Genomic DNA, 15302 nt, shown 5'->3' with positions numbered 1-15302 from the left:
GCTAGATGGTGTCGCGGATGCCGAGCTGCTTGATGAGCGTACGGTACTCCTCGATGTTGCGGTTCTTGATGTACTTCAGAAGACCGCGACGCTTACCGAGGAGCATCATGAGGCCTCGACGAGTGTGGTTGTCCTTCTTGTGCACCTTGAGATGCTCGGTGAGGTTGCGGATGCGCTCGGTGAGGATCGCCACCTGCACTTCGGGACTGCCCGAATCGCCTTCGCCCTTGCCGAATTCCTTGACGAGCTCGGCAGTGCGCTCTTTGCTGATGCTGAGTTTGCTGGCCATGTGCTATTCCACCTTTCGTTCGCAGCGCCCTCGTCGGACGCCGCCTCCTGCGCGCCTGCCCGGCCCGGGCCTGCACGCGTCGTATGCGCGTCCCTCTGGGTAGGCATGCGGTGAACATGCGGACCAAGCGGAACGTGCCTGCGTTTTCGCAGCCCGCCTATTGTAACGGCAAGCACGGTGCGCGGCAAGCGGGACGCGGGGCGCCCACAGGTTCCGCACAAAGCGCCGACGCTTCGAAGCCGCGCCCCCATCAGGACAGACGCATGCTGCAGAAGGCCTCCGTCAGGAGCGCGCCACGCTGGGTCCCTGGGGGACCCAGACGGTGAACGACGTGAGGCCCGCGTCGCTCGAAGCGTAGATGTCGCCGCCGTGGGCGCGGGCGATCTCACGGGAGATGGCCAGCCCCAGCCCTGCGCCGCCCGCTGCCGACCCGCGCGACTCGTCGGCGCGGTAGAACTTCTCGAAGATGCGTTCGAGGTGCTGCGGCGACAGCTCGCGTCCCTGGTCGCTCACCGTGAGCTCCCACCACACGAAGCCGTCGACGGCCGTCACGAGCCCCGTGCGCACCCTCACGTCCGTGCCCGGGTCGGCGTAGGCCACCGCGTTCTTGATGACGTTGTTCAGCACGCGGGCCACGCGCCCCGCGTCGGCGAACACGGACAGCTCGGCGGGGCCCTCGTACACGAGGTTCAGGCGCCGCCCCTCGGCCAGGGGGAAGAACTCGTCCACCACCTGGTTCACGAACAGCGCGGCGTCGAAGCGCGAACGCTCGATGGGGATGGCCTGCAGGTTGTAGCGCGTGATCTCGAAGAACTCGTCGAGCAGCTCCTCGAGCCGGTAGGCCTTGTCCAACGTGATGCCCGTGTAGCGCTCACGCACCTCGAGCGGCAGGTCCGGAGACTCCTCGAGCAGCGTAAGATAGCCGATGATGGAGGTGAGCGGCGTCTTGATATCATGCGCCAGATACACCACCAGCTCGTTCTTGCGATCCTCGGCGGCCTTCGCAGCGCGTTCGTTCTGCTCGGACGTCGCCTTGATGGTGTTGAGCGCCATAGCGGTGGGCGCAAGCTCGCCGGGCAGCATGACCGGGCCGTCGCTTTTGGCCAGGATGTCGGACACCGAATCGAGCAAGAGGTCGAAGTAGCGCAGCGCCCGGTTGATGCCCGAGCGCACCACGAGCACGATACCCGCGACGAAGCCGATAGCCGTCAAGACCAGGAACAGGTTCGACGCAAGGGTGTGCAGCGCGTAGTCGTAGCCGAGCAGCTCGTAGACGAAGTTCGACACGGCCGATCCGAGCGTGGTCATGAAGCCGGCGAACAGCACGAGGTACACGACGATGAACAGCACGACGTTCACCACCGTGCGACGCAGGATGGCGTTCGAGAGCCGCTTCGTCTGGTCGAGCCGCGCCTGCGAGCGTACGGGTTCCTCCATGTCTTCCTCCTTTTAGCCCAGCTTGTAACCGACGCCCCAGACGGTCTCGACGAACTCCTGGGACGAGTCGACGGCAGCCAGCTTCTTGCGCAGATGCCGGATGTGCACCATCACCGTGTTGTTGCTCTGGGCGTTGGCGATCTCGCCCCAGACGGACTCGAACAGATCGCGCGAGGCCACAGGCCGGCCCTGGTCGCGCATGAGACAGGCGAGGATGGCGAACTCCTTCGGGGTGAGGCTCAACGCCTCGCCGTGCAGCGTGGCCGTGTAGGCGCTCTCGTCGAGAGCGATGCCGCAGCATTCGAGCATACCCGGCCCATCCTCCCTTGCGACGTCGTTCGAGATAGCGCGGCGCAGGCGCGCGCGGACGCGGGCCACGAGCTCGCGCGGCTTGAAGGGCTTCACCACGTAGTCGTCGGCACCCAGCTCGAAGCCCACCACCTTGTCGACCTCCTCGTCCTTCGCCGTGAGGAAGATTATGGGAACCGAGCTCGTGCGCCGAAGCTCGCGACAGCACGCGAACCCGTCCATACCGGGCATCATGATGTCGAGGATGACAAGGTCGAACGGATCGTCCGCCTGACAGGCCAGCAGATCGGGAGCTGCGTAGAACACCGTCGGGGCGAACCCGGCCTCGACAAGCAGCTGCCCCACCAAATCGGCGATGGCCTGCTCGTCGTCGCATACGGCGATGCGCATCTTCGATTCCACGCGTTCCTCCTCGCACTCCGCGGCCCATCGGGCCGTCCGCGCCCGCTCGGGCGCGCCGTCTCTCCCATTGTATAAGCCCCCGTGCGCGATCACGCCCCTGACGAGGCAAGATTAAGGAAAACTTAAGCAATCGGTTGACGTTTCTTCTGGGACGGGAGGGGCGCGCCCGAGGGATACTTGACGGCGAGGACGGCGCGCCGCGAGCGCTGCCGGAGGTCGTCCGGGGCGCAGTCCCGGACGACGCCTCGCTATCCCCGTATCCAACGCTTTCGAGGAGGCTCCCCGTGCCGTACACCAATTCCTTCGATGCAAGGCTTCGCCCGAACCGCTCCGTTTATCGCGCTCGGCCCATACGCCGCGCTTGCGCTCCCGAAAGCCGCACGCACGCCGCATCCGACGTGCGGCGCATCCCTTCGCGATCGCTGCCGCAGCTCGCCGTCGTTCTGGCGCTGCTGATCGCCCTCGGAGGCGCCTGTTGGTACGCGGTGAGCACCCTGACGGGCCTCGTCGACGGCGCGCAGGCCAGCGGATCGCCCTCCGCAGGCCCGCAGTCGACGCCGAAAAGCGCTTGGCAGGCCGGCGAGGTGCCCGCGCTGTACCAGCGCGATCCCGCATGGGCTGACGGAACCTACGCAGAAGACGACTTCGGAACCACCGGTTGCGGGCCTACGTGCATGGCCATGGCGTACGTGGCGCTGACCGGCCGCACCGACATGACACCGGCCGACATGGGCGCGTTCTCCGAGCGCCTCGGATGCGCGACCCCCGACGGCACCGCCTGGACGTTCATGACCGAAGGCGCGGCCGAGCTTGGCCTCGTCGCCGAAGAAGTGCCCGCAGACGAGCAGAGCGTTCGCCGCGCTCTCCTGTCCGGCTCCCCCGTCATTTGCAGCGTGGGACCGGGCGATTTCACCAGCACGGGCCACTTCATCGTGCTCGCAGGCATCGACGAACAGGGCCGCCTGCTCGTGCGCGACCCCAACAGCCCCGAACGCACGGGAAAGGCTTGGGACTTCGCCACCGTGCTCGGCCAATGCCGAGCGATCTGGGCCTACACGGCCGCTTGACGCGCCTCGCGCAGCCCTTTCACCAGCTGGTCGGCGCACGAAGTTGCGCGTCGACCGCACGTGTTGCCCTCAAGCGCCGCGGCGACGTCCTCCACCGTCATGCCCTCGATGAGCCTCGACACCGCCTTCAAATTGCCGTCGCAGCCGCCGACGAACTCGACACGCGCCACCTTGTCGCCGTCGAGGTCGATATCGATCGCGCGCGAGCATACGCCGCGCGGGGTGTAACGGTACATGCCTCTCTCCTCCTCTTCGCGGGTCCCGCCCGCGTCTTTCAGAACAATCCGCATGTGAACAGGAAGTTCAACGATTTCAAGTTCGCCCCGACGTGCTCGCTCACCCATTGCTGGCAGAAACGCAGCACGGAAAACGCGGCGGAAGGATCCGCCTCGAGAATCTCGATCTCGGCGAACGTGGAGCTCAGCAGAGCCCGGCACCACGCGACCGTAGAGGCAGGGACGAGCACCGTCTCCACGCTCGACCGGCATGCGGCGCATACCGCCCCGCCCTCCTGGTACGAGAGCGCCATGAGTCCGCTTTCGGGAACCGCCTCCACGTCGCGCCCGCAGGAGACGCACGCATCGAGGCTGGGGCGCAACCCCGCGAACGCAAGCGTCTTGAGCAAGTGCGCCGCGCACACGGCCGGCACCTGCGCGGGATCGACCCGACCCAGGCTGGACAGCGCCGTGCGCGTGAGCGCGAACAACCGCGGGTTCTCCAGTCCCATCTGCGTGACGCGGTCGAGCAGTTCGGCCATGGGCGCTGCCCCGGCAGCGTGCTCGATGTCGCGGCGAAGACGCTCGTTGCTCTCGACGAGCCGCGCCTCCTTCACGATGTCGAGGCTGCGCCCGCGCGCGACGAGCAAGTCGACGACCGAGTACAGCTCGAGGCGCGCCGCGAACGAGCTGGCGGGTTTGCGCGCGCCCTTCGCTACGGCCCGCATCTGCGAGCCGTCCTCGGCGAGCAGCGTCAGGATGAGGTCGCTCTCGCCGAGCTTCGTCTTGCGCAGCACGATGGCGCGCGCGTCGTAGGTAGGCTGGGACACGCGCGCTACGAGATGCTGGCGATGGCGTTGTCGCTCGTCCAAACGATGGCACCGCTCTTCTGCTTGGAGGAGCCGTACACGGTCTCGCCGTCGAGCGAGGTCACCGCCTTGCCCGTGATGGTGAACGACGTGGTCTCGCCCCCCTCGTACTTCACGGCGTCCACCGACTCCACCAGATAGGCCGTGCCGCCGACCGTGACGGTCGAGCCCGAATCGCGCAAACCGCCGAGATACGACAGCGCCGCCTGCTCCAACTCGGCGCCGCGCGACAAGGCGACCGACACGGTGACCGTAGAGCCGGAGTCGGCCTTCGCGTCGGCTTCGGGCGTCGTACCGAGCACGGTACCGGCAGGCACGCTGTCGTCGTAGACGTAGCTCGCCACCGGTTCGTACCCTTCGTCGGTCAGCATCTTGGAAGCCTCGTCCCACGTCTTGCCCTTCACGTCGGGCACGGTGAAGGGGACGGCAACGGTAACGGTGATCTCAGTGCCGGCAGCGGCCTTCGACCCCGCTTCGGGGGCTATCCCCAGCACGAGGCCTTCACGCTCGTTCGACTTCTCGGTCACGAAGGAAACCTTCTCGAACCCGTCCTTCTCGAGCAGAGCCGCCGCTTCGTCGCGCTGTTTGCCCGCGACGTCGGGGATCGTGCGCGCCTCCGAAACATGGATGGTGACTTCGGAGCCCTCCTCCTCGCGAGAGCCGGCGACGGGATCCATCAGCAGCACGACGCCCTCGGTGTCGTCGGACTTGATCTTTTCCTCGTGCACGGCGAAGCCCTTGGACTCCAAAACGTAGACGGCGTCGGACTGGGTCATGCCCACGACGTCGGGCAGCATCTTGCCGCCCCATAGCTCCAGATAGTACGTGACGCCCGCGGCCGCCCCGCCGACGGCCAGCAGACATACGAGCACGATGGCCACGATCTTGCCCTTGCCGCCCTTCTTCTGGTTGGCATCAGGTGCGCGGAACTCCTTTTGCTTGGGCGCGGCCTGGCCCTCGATACGCGGCATCTCCATGGTATCGCCCGGCCCCCACGACTTCTTCGGGGGCACGTAGCCCGCATCGACGAGGCATTCGTCGAAGCCCGAGAAATCGGAGCGACCGGAGATCGGCTCTTCGTCGGGGCGACGGGGCACGAACGGCGTGAGATCGTCGGCAGCGCGCGCGGCCTCGTCGTCTCCGATGGAGCCGAAGTCGAACGCGTTGCCGTTCTCGTCGACGTTCACGCCCGCCACGTCGATGGCGGGGATGCTCGAACGATCGAGCGAGCCCGAAGCGTCGGGTTCCCCGGCGGACTCGGGTTCGACGGCGGATGCCGTGCCCTCGAAGTCGGGATCGGAATCGCCGGCCTGCGCATCCTCGGGGCCGTCGTCAGCCGCGATCGAGCGCAGCGTCGCATCGCTCGTGGACGCCGCGGCGACGGCCGCCATACGGCCGGTCAGGGGAAATCCGCAATCGTTGCAGAATTTCGCGCCGTCTTTGTTCTCAGATTGACAGTTCGGACAGATCATGCTGGCTTACTCCCTCGCGCAAATGGCACATACGACGATTGTAGCCGAAAACGGGCCGAGCGCAGCCGGACAACGCCCCGTTTGCACGCTTCGTGACAATACCTGCAGAAAAAAGGCGAGCTTCCAGGTTGGCGCAGCCGATCGGCGATAAGCGCCGAGCCGTTCCGGCCGCCGGCGGCCGGGCAGACAAAGCCCTTAAGCCCCTTCGCCGTAGCCGAAACGGCGGATCTGGTTCGCGTCGCGGCGCCAGTTCTTCTTCACCTTCACCGACAGGTCCAAGAACACGCGGCAGCCCAGCAGCTGCTCGAGGTCCTGGCGCGCCTCGGTGCCGATCTGCTTGATGGCCGCGCCCTTCTTCCCGATGATGATGCCCTTCTGGCTGTCGCGCTCCACGTACACGATGGCGAAGATGCGGTAGAGATCCTTCTTGCGATCGTACTCCATCTCCTCCACGCGCACGCCGATGGCATGGGGCACCTCGTCGTGGAACGAACGCAGGATCTTCTCGCGGATGAACTCGGCCACCACCACCTCGATGGGCTGGTCGGTCTCCATATCGGTCGGGAACCACGCCGGACCCGGCGGCAGCAGCGCCACCACCTCGTCGACGAAATCCTGCACATGCTCGCCCGTCTGGCTCGACAATTCCACCACGGCGTCCCAATCGCCCAGCTGGGCTGCGGCGAAGCGCTGGCGGTCCAGCTGCTCGCCGTCCACGAGGTCGATCTTCGACAGCACGAGGATCTTCTTCGAGCGCGCGCGCTTGAGCTGAGCGGCCACCCACTCGTCGCCCGTGCCGACCGGCTTCGACGCGTCCACGAGGAAGGCGACCACGTCCACGTCCTCGAGCGCCTTGAGCGCCGACGTGTTCAGCTCCTCGCCGAGGGCGTCGTGCGGCTTGTGCAGGCCCGGCGTGTCCACGAGGATGAGCTGGAAGCCCTCGCGCGTGAGCACCGCGCGAAAGCGATGGCGCGTAGTCTGCGCCGTGTTCGACGTGATGGCGATCTTCTTGCCCATAATGGCGTTGATCAGCGTGGACTTGCCCGCGTTCGGGCGCCCGACCAGCGTGACGAACCCCGACTTGAACGAATCGCCGACTGCGGGATAGATGTTGTCCATGAAAAGCCTTCCAATGTTTCCGATGCGTTAGACGAACAGCGCCGCAAGGCGCGGGACGAACACGGCGGCGGCTACCGCCACCGCGCCCAGCGCGCACACGAGCACTGCGCCGGCAGCGCAGTCTTTCGCGTGCTTGGCGAGCTCGGCGTAGTCGGGCGACACGAGGTCGACCACCGATTCGACGGCCGTGTTCAGGCATTCGGCGGCCAGCACGAGCACGATGCAGATGACGATGGCCGCCCACGACGCCGCGTCGATGCCGAGCGCGGCGCCGAGCAGCACTGCCGCGGCGCCCACCGCGAAATGTATCTTCATGTTGCGCTGCGTGCGCGCAGTGTAGACGACGCCCTCCCATGCGCACGAGAACGCGCGTCCGAGCGAGAACCGGGCGCGCGAATCCTTGTCAGCACGGTTGCGGACGAACCTCACGCCGTCCGCCGCACCGTCCTCCGGCGACGGATTCCCCTCTTTGCGATCGCCTTCGCCCATGGCGTCAGTCGCGTTCATGCAATCCAGCCCTCCCCCGATCTCAGCGCTTGGACCAGGCTTCGAGGATCTCGGCCTCGCGCTTCTCCATGACCTCGGCTTCGTCATCTTCGATGTGATCGTAGCCGCACAGGTGCAGAAGGCCATGGACGAGCAGCAAGCTGATCTCCTCCTCGAACGTGGTGCCGAACTCGCGCGTCTGGCGGCTGGCCACGTCGGGGGCGATCACCACGTCGCCCAGTTCGTAGACGGGATCCTCCGCCAGCGTCATGGCCGACAGGTCGTCGTCCACGCCGTCGCACTCGAAGGAGAGCACGTCGGTGGGGCCCTCCTTGTGGCGGTAGCGCTCGTTGAGCTCGGCGATAGCCTCGTCGGTGACGAAGCTGATGGACACCTCGGTGTTGAAGGGCTTGTCCTCGCGCGCCAGCACGAACTGGGTCAGCTCGTGCAGCGGCAGCTTCTCGAGGTCTTCTTTGCGGTAGTCGTAGTTGATCTGGATATCCATGATACCTCAAGCCTTTCTGCTTGCCTGATCGTAGGCCGAGACGATGGCGGCCACCAGGGAATGCCGAACCACGTCCTTGCCGGTGAAATCGCAGAACGCGATATCGTCGATGTCCTCGAGGATGGCCCGCACGCCTTTGAGGCCCGAGACGCCGCGCGGCAGGTCGAGCTGGGTCACGTCGCCCGTGACCACCATCTTCGAGCCGAAGCCCAGGCGCGTGAGGAACATCTTCATCTGCTCAGGCGTGGTGTTCTGCGCCTCGTCGAGGATGATGAAGCTGTCGTTCAGGGTGCGCCCGCGCATGAACGCGAGCGGGGCGATCTCGATGACGCCGCTCTCGACGAGCTGCGTGGCGCGCTCCATGTCGGTCATGTCGAACAGCGCGTCGTAAAGCGGGCGGATGTAGGGATCCACCTTCTCGGTGAGGGTTCCGGGCAGAAAGCCCAGGCTCTCCCCCGCTTCCACCACGGGGCGCGTGAGGATGATGCGGCCAACCTCCTTGCGCTTGAGCGCAGCCACGGCCATGGCCATGGCGAGGTACGTCTTGCCGGTGCCCGCGGGCCCGATGCCGAACGTGATGGTATGCTCGCGGATGGCGTCGACGTAGCGCTTCTGGCCCGCCGTCTTCGGACGGATGGCCCGGCCGCGGTACGTGAGCAGGATGTCCTCGCGCAGCGCCTGCGGGCTGAACTCGGCCGTGCGCAACAGGTCGATGGCGTGCCGCACGTACTCGAGCGTAGGCTCGCCGCCGCCTTCCACGAGCTTGATGAGATCCGAGAACAGCGCCGTGAGCGACTGCACCTCCAGCGGATCGCCGACGAGCTCGACCGTGTCGCCGCGAACCGTGATCCGCGAGGCGAACGCATCCTGCACGACATGGAGGATCTCGTCCGCAGGGCCGACGATGAGCGCCATGTTCACGCTTCGGGGGGCCGTGAGGGTGATTTGGGTTTGGTCAGTCATGGGGGCATTGTACCACGCACGGCCGGCGCGCGCTTCGATGTCATCGAACCGACAAGGGAATATAGTGCAGGTGATCAAGATCTGCCGGGAACGGCGAGGCGGTTCGAGGCCGCGCCGCTCCCGCCTCGCATCTTCGCCCCGAAAACACGCCTCAGGGTCGTTTTCCGTGTTTTACGGGCGAAGACGCATTGCCCGCACGCGCACCCGCGTCCTCAGGCCAGCCGGTAGGCCCACAGCGCCTTCGTCTGGCCGAGCACCGTGTCCACGTCCCAGGCTCTGTTCGAGCGCTCGGCCGAGTACGGATCGTTGATGCGCAGGTTCCCGTCGCCGTCGATGCCGGTGACGACGAAGAAGTGGCCGTTGTCGGTGAAGTCTCCAGGGCCGACGTTGCAGACGAGCACGGCGCCGCCTTCGAGCGCCGCGCGCACGCTGCCCGCATCGACCGAGAGCGCCTCGCAGGAAAGGCCGAGCGAGGCTGCCTCGCTCACGAGGAACGAGGAGTCGGTGCCGTCGAACGCCGTCTCAAAGCCGCCGTCGTTCGCGCGTTTCCCCATATCGTAAGGCGACAGATCGCCCTTGCCGGTGAGGCCCTGGTACACCATGGAAAGCGACGTGGGGCAGCATCCCGTCAGCGCGAACGTCGTGGAGCTGTACACGGTGGAGCCCCAGCGCTGATCCCACTGGTAGAGACGCGGCACCTCGCCGGAGGCGGGATCGTCCGTGCCAAGGGCGCTCTCGGCCGGATAGGCGTCGGGGAACGTGCGCACGAAGGGCACGGCCTCGGGCTCGACGGCGGCCAGCTTGAGCAGCTTGTACTGCACCGCGTCGCCGTCCATGGCGTAGGCGTCCGGATGGGCGGCGATCCACGCCGCGTCGTCGCTCGCCGAAGCCGCTTGGACGAGCTGGGCGGCCAAATCGTCGCCGAGCACGGCCTTGAGCTTGGCCTCGTCGACGGGGTCGCGCTGCGGCTGCTGCTGGACGGGAGCCCGGTCAGCCTCGTCCGGCGCCTGCGTCGCAGCGCCGGCGGCCATGCAGCCGCGAACGCCCGCGACGAGCGCGACGACCAGCACGATCGCGGCGGCCGCGATCGCGAGGCGCTTGAGACCGACGGCGCGCACGAGGTTCGTCGCAGCCTCGGAGAAGGCGAACAGGAGCTCCGAGCCGTGCGCCTCCCACGAGTGCCGATTGCCCGTTCCGGGACGGCTCGAACGGAGACGACCCGAGCTTATCGGCTCGCGCGCGTCATGCACGCCGTGCGTATCGCGGCCGGTGGGCGCTTCCCCGCGCATGCGCGCCTTGCGCTCCTCGAGCCTCCTGCGCGCCCGCTCGCGCGCCTCGTCGTCGCCCATTCGCGCCTCCCGTTTTAAATCGCTATTCTGACTAGTATACAGCCTATCGGAAAACAGAGGCATTTCGAATCGCCTCATTCAAGAAAGGGCCAGCAGCCGCAGGGGTTCAGAAAACAAGAGAGGCTGCCATCATGGCAGATACGAAAACCCGAACATCGACGCGCTCTCCGAAATTGCCCGAGGACTCGGGGTGAGCATACGCGACCTGTTCCAATACGCGCTCTCCGTGAAGAGCTTCCCGTGCCGGAAAACGACTGCCCCGCCGTTAAACCAAGATTGACGCAGCCCGTTCTGAGCATCGCGCGCCCATGGCGATCCTTCGCGCAAACAGGCCGCTCGCCCGCTCTTGGCGCGCCGGTTCGGGGGCGATGCGCGACCGACTACAGCGTCACCTCGACCAGCGCGCCCGGGGCGGCGCCGGCGGGGGCGGGCACCTCGAAGTAGCTCTCCGTCATGGCGACGCCGCCCTCCTCCACCAAGGCGAGCTCGACGGTTCCGGCGCGGCGGGCGCGCTCGGATGCGCGCAGCTCGTCGCCCAGCGCGCGCAGCATGGCGGCGCGGGCTTCCTTGAAGGCGGGCGGCACTTGGTCGGCGCGCTCGGCGGCGGGCGTCCCGATGCGCGGCGAGTACGGGAACGCGTGGATCTTCGCGAAGCGGCAGGCGCGCGCCACGTCGAGCGTCTCCTGGAACTCGGCATCGGTCTCGCCGGGGAAGCCGGCGATGATGTCGGTGGACAGCGCCAGCTGCGGGATCCGGCGGTAGAGCCGCTCCACGAGCGCGACGAAACGCTCCGCGTCGTAGGGGCGCGCCATCTCGCGCAGCACCTTCGAGCTTCCCGCCTGCAACGGCAGGTGCAGATGACGGCAGACGCGGCCGTCCGCCGAAGCCAGAAGGTCGATGAGCGCATCGTCCACATCGCGCGGCTCGATACTGGACACGCGGAAGCGCGCCGGGGCCTCGCCGGGCGCGTGCAGGTCGGCCGTCTCGTCGAGCAGGCGTCGCAGCAGAGCGGCCAGCCTGATCGCGGAGGGGTCGCGCCGTCCTCCGTCGCAGTACGACCCCAGGTTTATACCCGTGAGCACGATCTCCCGCGCGCCGGCGCGGGCATAGGACGCGCACTCGCGCACGACGTCGTCGGCCGGACGGCTGGTCGCGCGCCCGCGCGCCACGTGCACGATGCAGTACGTGCACGCGTTGTCGCAGCCGTCCTGCACCTTCACGCCCACGCGCGTGCGGAAGCCGGATCCGATATGGAGGGGCGCGTCCTCGCCGGGAGAAAAGGGCGCCTCGTCGAACAGGACATCGATGGCCTGCGCCAGCTGGGCCTTCCCCACCACGCTCACGCGCTCGTCGAGCGCCTCGTAGAACGCGGCGTCGATGGCGGCGGCGCAGCCGGTGACCAGCACGCGGGCATGGTCGTTCGCGCGCAGGGCGCGGCGCACGGCCTTGCGGGTCTTCTTCTCGGCCTCCCCCGTGACCGTGCACGTGTTCACCACGATGAGGTCGGCGGACGCTTCGGACGTCTCGACACCGCGCAGGGCGAGGCGCGCCGCCGCATCGTCCGACTCCACGCGGTTCACCTTGCATCCCAGGTTGACGACGGCGAAATTCACGATTGCCCGCCTGCCTCGCACGCGTCCCCGGCTTCCTCGCGACGGCTTTCGACATGGGCGGACGTGCGTTCCTGCGCTTCGCGCGCGTCGTGCATCATGCGGCCCAGCTCGTGCAGGACGAGCGCAGGAGCCACGATGCCGGCCGTCTCGGTTCGCAGGATGGACGAGCCCAGCGACACGAGCGACGCACGCGGGTTGCAGGCCAGAAGCGCGTCCGCCTCGCTTCGCGAAAGGCCCCCTTCGGGGCCCACCACCACGGCGATGCGCGCGTTCTCGGGAAGCGCGCGGTCGAGCCGGAGGCCGCGCTCGAGCGCCTTCTCGATGCGCGCGTCCAGCGGCGCCTCCTCCCAGCACACCAGCACGGCGGTGGCGTGCGCCAAGAAGGCGCACACATCCGCCAGCGCCATCGGCTCGCCCACCTCGGGACACGCGCGCTGGCCGGACTGCATGGCCGCGCTCTTCGCGATGGCGCGCCATCGCTGCGTCCTCGCCGCGGCCTTCTTCGCATCGAGCCTCACGATGGAGCGCTCGCACGACATCGGAACGAACGCCGAAACGCCCAGCTCGGTGGCGTGTCGGATCACCGTCTCCATCTTGTCGCCCTTGGCCAGGCCCTGCACGAGCATCACGAGGGGGCGCTCCTCGTCGTCGAGGCGCTGCGCGATGCGCACCACCGGGACCGCATCGTCGAAAGCGGTGATCTCGCACTCGAAGTAGTCCTGCGCGGCGTCCACCACCGCGATATGCTCGCCCGGCGCAAGCCGCAGCACGCGAGCGTGCTTCGCGTCGTCCGGCGACAAACGCAGCGGGAAAGACGGCGCCCCCTCGTCGGCAAGCACCTGGTCGTGCAGGTAGAAATGCTGCAGGGACATGGCGACCCGCTAGTTGAACGCGTCGCGGAGCTTCTGAAGCGGGGTGCGCTCGTCGGCCACGTCCTCGCCCAGCTCCTCGGCCAGCTTCTCCAGCAGCTCGCGCTGCTTCTTCGTCACCTTCTTGGGCACCACGACGTTCACGTGCACGTACATGTCGCCGCGCGACTCGCTGCGGAACTTCGGCATGCCGAAGCCCTTCACGCGAACCACCTGCTCGTTCTGGCAGCCTTCGGGAATGCGCACCTGCACCTTCTCGTCCTCGAAGATGCCGTCGATCTCGATCTCGGCGCCGAGGGTGGCCTGTACGATGGAAACGTTCGCGCGCGCATGCAGGTTGTCGCCGTCGCGCTCGAAGAACTCGTGCGGCTGGATGCGGCACGTAACGATGAGGTCGCCCGGGCGGGCGCCGTGCATGCCGGCCTCGCCGAAACCGGACAGGCGCAGCTGCTGGGCGTCGCGAATGCCCACGGGCACCTCGACGGTAACGCGCTGGCGGTCGGGCACGCGGCCCTGCCCCTCGCACTCGGGGCACGGGTTCTCGATGGTGTGGCCGGTGCCGCCGCAGGTCTTGCACGTGGTGGCCGTCTGCATGTCGCCGAGGAAGGTGTGCTGGATGGTGACCACGCGGCCTTGGCCGTGGCAATCGGGGCAGGTGATCTCGCGGCCGTCGGGGCCGAGGCCCGACCCTTCGCAGTCGGGGCACGGCGCCAGGCGATCGTACACGATCTCCTTCTTGGCGCCCGCGGCCACTTCCTCCAGCGTCAGGCGCAGGCCCACGCCCATGTCACGACCTTCCTTGCGCATAGGCGCGCGGCCGGCGGCCTGCCCGCCGAAGAAGGAGCTGAAGATGTCGCCCATGCCGAATCCGCCGCCGAACAGGTCCTCGAAGTCGACGTAGCCGCCGCCTCCGTAGGGGCTGCCGCCGCCGGCCGCGCCGGGAACCGTGCCGAAGCGATCGTATGCGCTGCGCTTCTGCGCGTCGGACAGCACGTCGTAGGCCTCGTTCAGCTCTTTGAACTGGTCCTCGGCATCGGGCGCCTTGTTCACGTCCGGGTGAAGCTCGCGCGCGCGCCGACGGAACGCCTTCTTGATCTCGTCTTCGGTCGCCTCGCGGGACACGCCCAGAACTTCGTACAGATCCTTCGCCATTGTACGCTCGTTACCTTTCCTCATAGACGGCGCAGGACGCGCCGCCTCCCATGTCGTTTACACGTCCTCCAGCGCCGCGCTTGCGATGCGCACCGCCTGTATAACCTTGGAATAATCCATGCGCGTGGGACCCACCACGGCGACGACCCCCGCCGACGCGCCTCGCCCGTAGCGGCTGGCCACCACCGACACGCCCGCTAGCGCGGCCGCGTCGTTCTCGCGCCCGATGCGCACGCTGGGCGCGCCCGAGCCCTGCCGGGCGGCGTCGTCGAGGATCTGCAGCAGCACCGTGTCGTCCTCGAGCACCTGCATGACGGGCAGCAGCGCCTGGGACTGGCTGAACTCGGGCTTCGTCAGAAGCGAGCTCACGCCGAGGCGATGCGTGCGCGACGCGTCGCCTTCCTGCAAGCACGACAGCACCTCGTCCAACGCCATGCGCACGAGCGGGTCGCGGAACGCCTCCGCCATGCCCTCGCCCAGGCCGTCCTCGATCTCCTGCAGCGACTTGCCGCCCATCACCTCGGCGAGGAAGCGCTGCACGCGCGCCAGCTCGTCGGGCGACACCTCCTCGGCGAAGTCCATCTGGCGGTTGAACACCTGGCCGTCCTCGGTGACCAACACCACGAGGGCGCGGTACGGCGACAGCGAGATGAGGGACAGCTGCTTGATGTGCAGGTTCAGCACCGACGGAGCCAGCACGATGGACAGGCAGTCGGTAAGGCGCGTGAGAGCCGACGACGTCTGCTCCAGAAGCGCGTCCAGCTCGCTTGCGCTGCGGCGCAGCTGGTCCACCACAGGCCGGTAGCGCTCGTCGTCGCCGGCAAGATCGGACGCCAGCAGGTTGTCGACGAACGCACGGTAGCCGAAGTCGGTCGGAATGCGCCCGGCGGACGTGTGCGGCTGCGTGATGTAGCCGCCGTCCTCGAGGACGGACAGCTCGTTGCGCACCGTGGCCGGGCTGACGCCCAACTGGTAGCGCTCCGTCAACGTGCGCGACCCCACGGGTAGGGCGCGCGCGACGTATTCTTCGATGAGGGCGCTCAGCACCCGTTGCCTTCGATCCGAAAGCACGCTCCTCCACCTACCTCTCTCGCCAGTCGGCTTACCTGAACCATAGTAACGCATCATATTAGCAGCCGAAAGCCGAGAGTGCTAACAACAGGCGGAAATTATGGAGAAACTCGAC

Annotated in this window: 16 protein-coding genes; 1 reads left to right on the top strand and 15 read right to left on the bottom strand. The window is 67.4% G+C overall.

What is annotated here, in order from left to right:
* Nucleotide 1: 1 nt before the first annotated feature.
* The 3 genes from rpsO to GT613_RS11105 form a co-directional block, all read right to left on the bottom strand.
* The gene (rpsO, locus tag GT613_RS11115) at nucleotides 2-289 is read right to left on the bottom strand and encodes a 30S ribosomal protein S15 (protein ID WP_009307039.1); all 288 of its coding nucleotides are present in this window, start codon (nucleotides 287-289) and stop codon (nucleotides 2-4) included.
* Nucleotides 290-571: 282 nt separating this feature from the next.
* The gene (locus GT613_RS11110; protein WP_009608586.1) at nucleotides 572-1726 is read right to left on the bottom strand and encodes a sensor histidine kinase KdpD; all 1155 of its coding nucleotides are present in this window, start codon (nucleotides 1724-1726) and stop codon (nucleotides 572-574) included.
* A 12-nt stretch (nucleotides 1727-1738) separates the two neighbouring features.
* Nucleotides 1739-2437 (bottom strand): response regulator transcription factor, encoded by a 699-nt coding sequence (locus tag GT613_RS11105; protein ID WP_009608640.1) that lies wholly within the window; start codon nucleotides 2435-2437, stop codon nucleotides 1739-1741.
* A gap of 284 nt (nucleotides 2438-2721) precedes the next feature.
* On the opposite strand from GT613_RS11105, the gene GT613_RS15535 reads away from it, so the two are divergent.
* Nucleotides 2722-3504 (top strand): C39 family peptidase, encoded by a 783-nt coding sequence (locus tag GT613_RS15535; RefSeq protein ID WP_009608667.1) that lies wholly within the window; start codon nucleotides 2722-2724, stop codon nucleotides 3502-3504.
* Here GT613_RS15535 and GT613_RS11095 read toward each other — a convergent pair.
* From GT613_RS11095 to hrcA, 12 genes are all read right to left on the bottom strand, one after another.
* Nucleotides 3489-3740 carry a TIGR03905 family TSCPD domain-containing protein gene (locus GT613_RS11095; protein WP_009608661.1) on the bottom strand — a complete coding sequence of 84 codons (252 nt, stop codon included), beginning with the start codon at nucleotides 3738-3740 and terminating at the stop codon, nucleotides 3489-3491. The genes GT613_RS15535 and GT613_RS11095 overlap by 16 nt on opposite strands.
* Before the next feature lie 38 nt (nucleotides 3741-3778).
* Nucleotides 3779-4591, bottom strand: coding sequence for a DNA repair protein RecO (gene recO / locus GT613_RS11090; RefSeq protein ID WP_157003505.1), 813 nt, complete (start codon nucleotides 4589-4591; stop codon nucleotides 3779-3781).
* Complete coding sequence (locus GT613_RS11085; RefSeq protein ID WP_009608612.1) at nucleotides 4555-6060, bottom strand: PASTA domain-containing protein; 1506 nt, start codon at nucleotides 6058-6060, stop codon at nucleotides 4555-4557. The genes recO and GT613_RS11085 overlap by 37 nt, the downstream gene beginning before the upstream one ends.
* A 195-nt stretch (nucleotides 6061-6255) precedes the next feature.
* Nucleotides 6256-7179, bottom strand: a complete 924-nt coding sequence (gene era / locus GT613_RS11080) for a GTPase Era (RefSeq protein WP_009608610.1) — start codon at nucleotides 7177-7179, stop codon at nucleotides 6256-6258.
* 27 nt (nucleotides 7180-7206) lie between these two features.
* On the bottom strand, nucleotides 7207-7686 hold the full coding sequence (locus tag GT613_RS11075; protein ID WP_021410254.1) for a diacylglycerol kinase family protein: 480 nt from the start codon (nucleotides 7684-7686) through the stop codon (nucleotides 7207-7209).
* Nucleotides 7687-7708: 22 nt separating this feature from the next.
* Complete coding sequence (gene ybeY / locus GT613_RS11070) at nucleotides 7709-8170, bottom strand: rRNA maturation RNase YbeY (protein ID WP_009307055.1); 462 nt, start codon at nucleotides 8168-8170, stop codon at nucleotides 7709-7711.
* Nucleotides 8171-8176: 6 nt separating this feature from the next.
* Nucleotides 8177-9133, bottom strand: a complete 957-nt coding sequence (locus GT613_RS11065) for a PhoH family protein (protein ID WP_015760690.1) — start codon at nucleotides 9131-9133, stop codon at nucleotides 8177-8179.
* 212 nt (nucleotides 9134-9345) lie between these two features.
* A complete protein-coding gene (locus GT613_RS11060) occupies nucleotides 9346-10482 on the bottom strand; it encodes a C39 family peptidase (protein ID WP_161172624.1) in 1137 nt (378 codons plus the stop codon).
* 380 nt (nucleotides 10483-10862) lie between these two features.
* Nucleotides 10863-12095 (bottom strand): MiaB/RimO family radical SAM methylthiotransferase, encoded by a 1233-nt coding sequence (locus GT613_RS11055; RefSeq protein WP_114516201.1) that lies wholly within the window; start codon nucleotides 12093-12095, stop codon nucleotides 10863-10865.
* Entirely contained in the window at nucleotides 12092-12967 is an 876-nt protein-coding gene (locus GT613_RS11050; protein ID WP_009608596.1) for a 16S rRNA (uracil(1498)-N(3))-methyltransferase, read from the bottom strand. The genes GT613_RS11055 and GT613_RS11050 overlap by 4 nt, the downstream gene beginning before the upstream one ends.
* Nucleotides 12968-12976: 9 nt before the next feature.
* Entirely contained in the window at nucleotides 12977-14116 is a 1140-nt protein-coding gene (gene dnaJ, locus GT613_RS11045; protein ID WP_009608625.1) for a molecular chaperone DnaJ, read from the bottom strand.
* A gap of 57 nt (nucleotides 14117-14173) precedes the next feature.
* Nucleotides 14174-15244 (bottom strand): heat-inducible transcriptional repressor HrcA, encoded by a 1071-nt coding sequence (gene hrcA / locus GT613_RS11040; protein WP_009608692.1) that lies wholly within the window; start codon nucleotides 15242-15244, stop codon nucleotides 14174-14176.
* Nucleotides 15245-15302 lie beyond the last annotated feature (58 nt).

It is taken from the genome of Eggerthella sp. BIOML-A4 (genome assembly GCF_009875575.1).
Lineage (GTDB): Bacteria > Actinomycetota > Coriobacteriia > Coriobacteriales > Eggerthellaceae > Eggerthella > Eggerthella lenta.
The sequence above is the reverse complement of the archived record's forward strand: the minus strand, read 5'-3'. Positions and strand labels throughout refer to the sequence as shown.

Excerpts from the sequence above, each read along its gene's own strand:
- GT613_RS11075 (WP_021410254.1), bottom strand. The coding sequence starts at position 7,686 with ATGAACGCGACTGACGCCATGGGCGAAGGCGATCGCAAAGAGGGGAAT.
- GT613_RS11050 (WP_009608596.1), bottom strand. The coding sequence starts at position 12,967 with ATGTCCCTGCAGCATTTCTACCTGCACGACCAGGTGCTTGCCGACGAG.
- hrcA (WP_009608692.1), bottom strand. The coding sequence starts at position 15,244 with ATGATGCGTTACTATGGTTCAGGTAAGCCGACTGGCGAGAGAGGTAGG.
- ybeY (WP_009307055.1), bottom strand. The coding sequence starts at position 8,170 with ATGGATATCCAGATCAACTACGACTACCGCAAAGAAGACCTCGAGAAG.
- GT613_RS11060 (WP_161172624.1), bottom strand. The coding sequence starts at position 10,482 with ATGGGCGACGACGAGGCGCGCGAGCGGGCGCGCAGGAGGCTCGAGGAG.
- GT613_RS11110 (WP_009608586.1), bottom strand. The coding sequence starts at position 1,726 with ATGGAGGAACCCGTACGCTCGCAGGCGCGGCTCGACCAGACGAAGCGG.
- GT613_RS11065 (WP_015760690.1), bottom strand. The coding sequence starts at position 9,133 with ATGACTGACCAAACCCAAATCACCCTCACGGCCCCCCGAAGCGTGAAC.
- GT613_RS11095 (WP_009608661.1), bottom strand. The coding sequence starts at position 3,740 with ATGTACCGTTACACCCCGCGCGGCGTATGCTCGCGCGCGATCGATATC.
- GT613_RS11085 (WP_009608612.1), bottom strand. The coding sequence starts at position 6,060 with ATGATCTGTCCGAACTGTCAATCTGAGAACAAAGACGGCGCGAAATTC.
- dnaJ (WP_009608625.1), bottom strand. The coding sequence starts at position 14,116 with ATGGCGAAGGATCTGTACGAAGTTCTGGGCGTGTCCCGCGAGGCGACC.
- rpsO (WP_009307039.1), bottom strand. The coding sequence starts at position 289 with ATGGCCAGCAAACTCAGCATCAGCAAAGAGCGCACTGCCGAGCTCGTC.
- era (WP_009608610.1), bottom strand. The coding sequence starts at position 7,179 with ATGGACAACATCTATCCCGCAGTCGGCGATTCGTTCAAGTCGGGGTTC.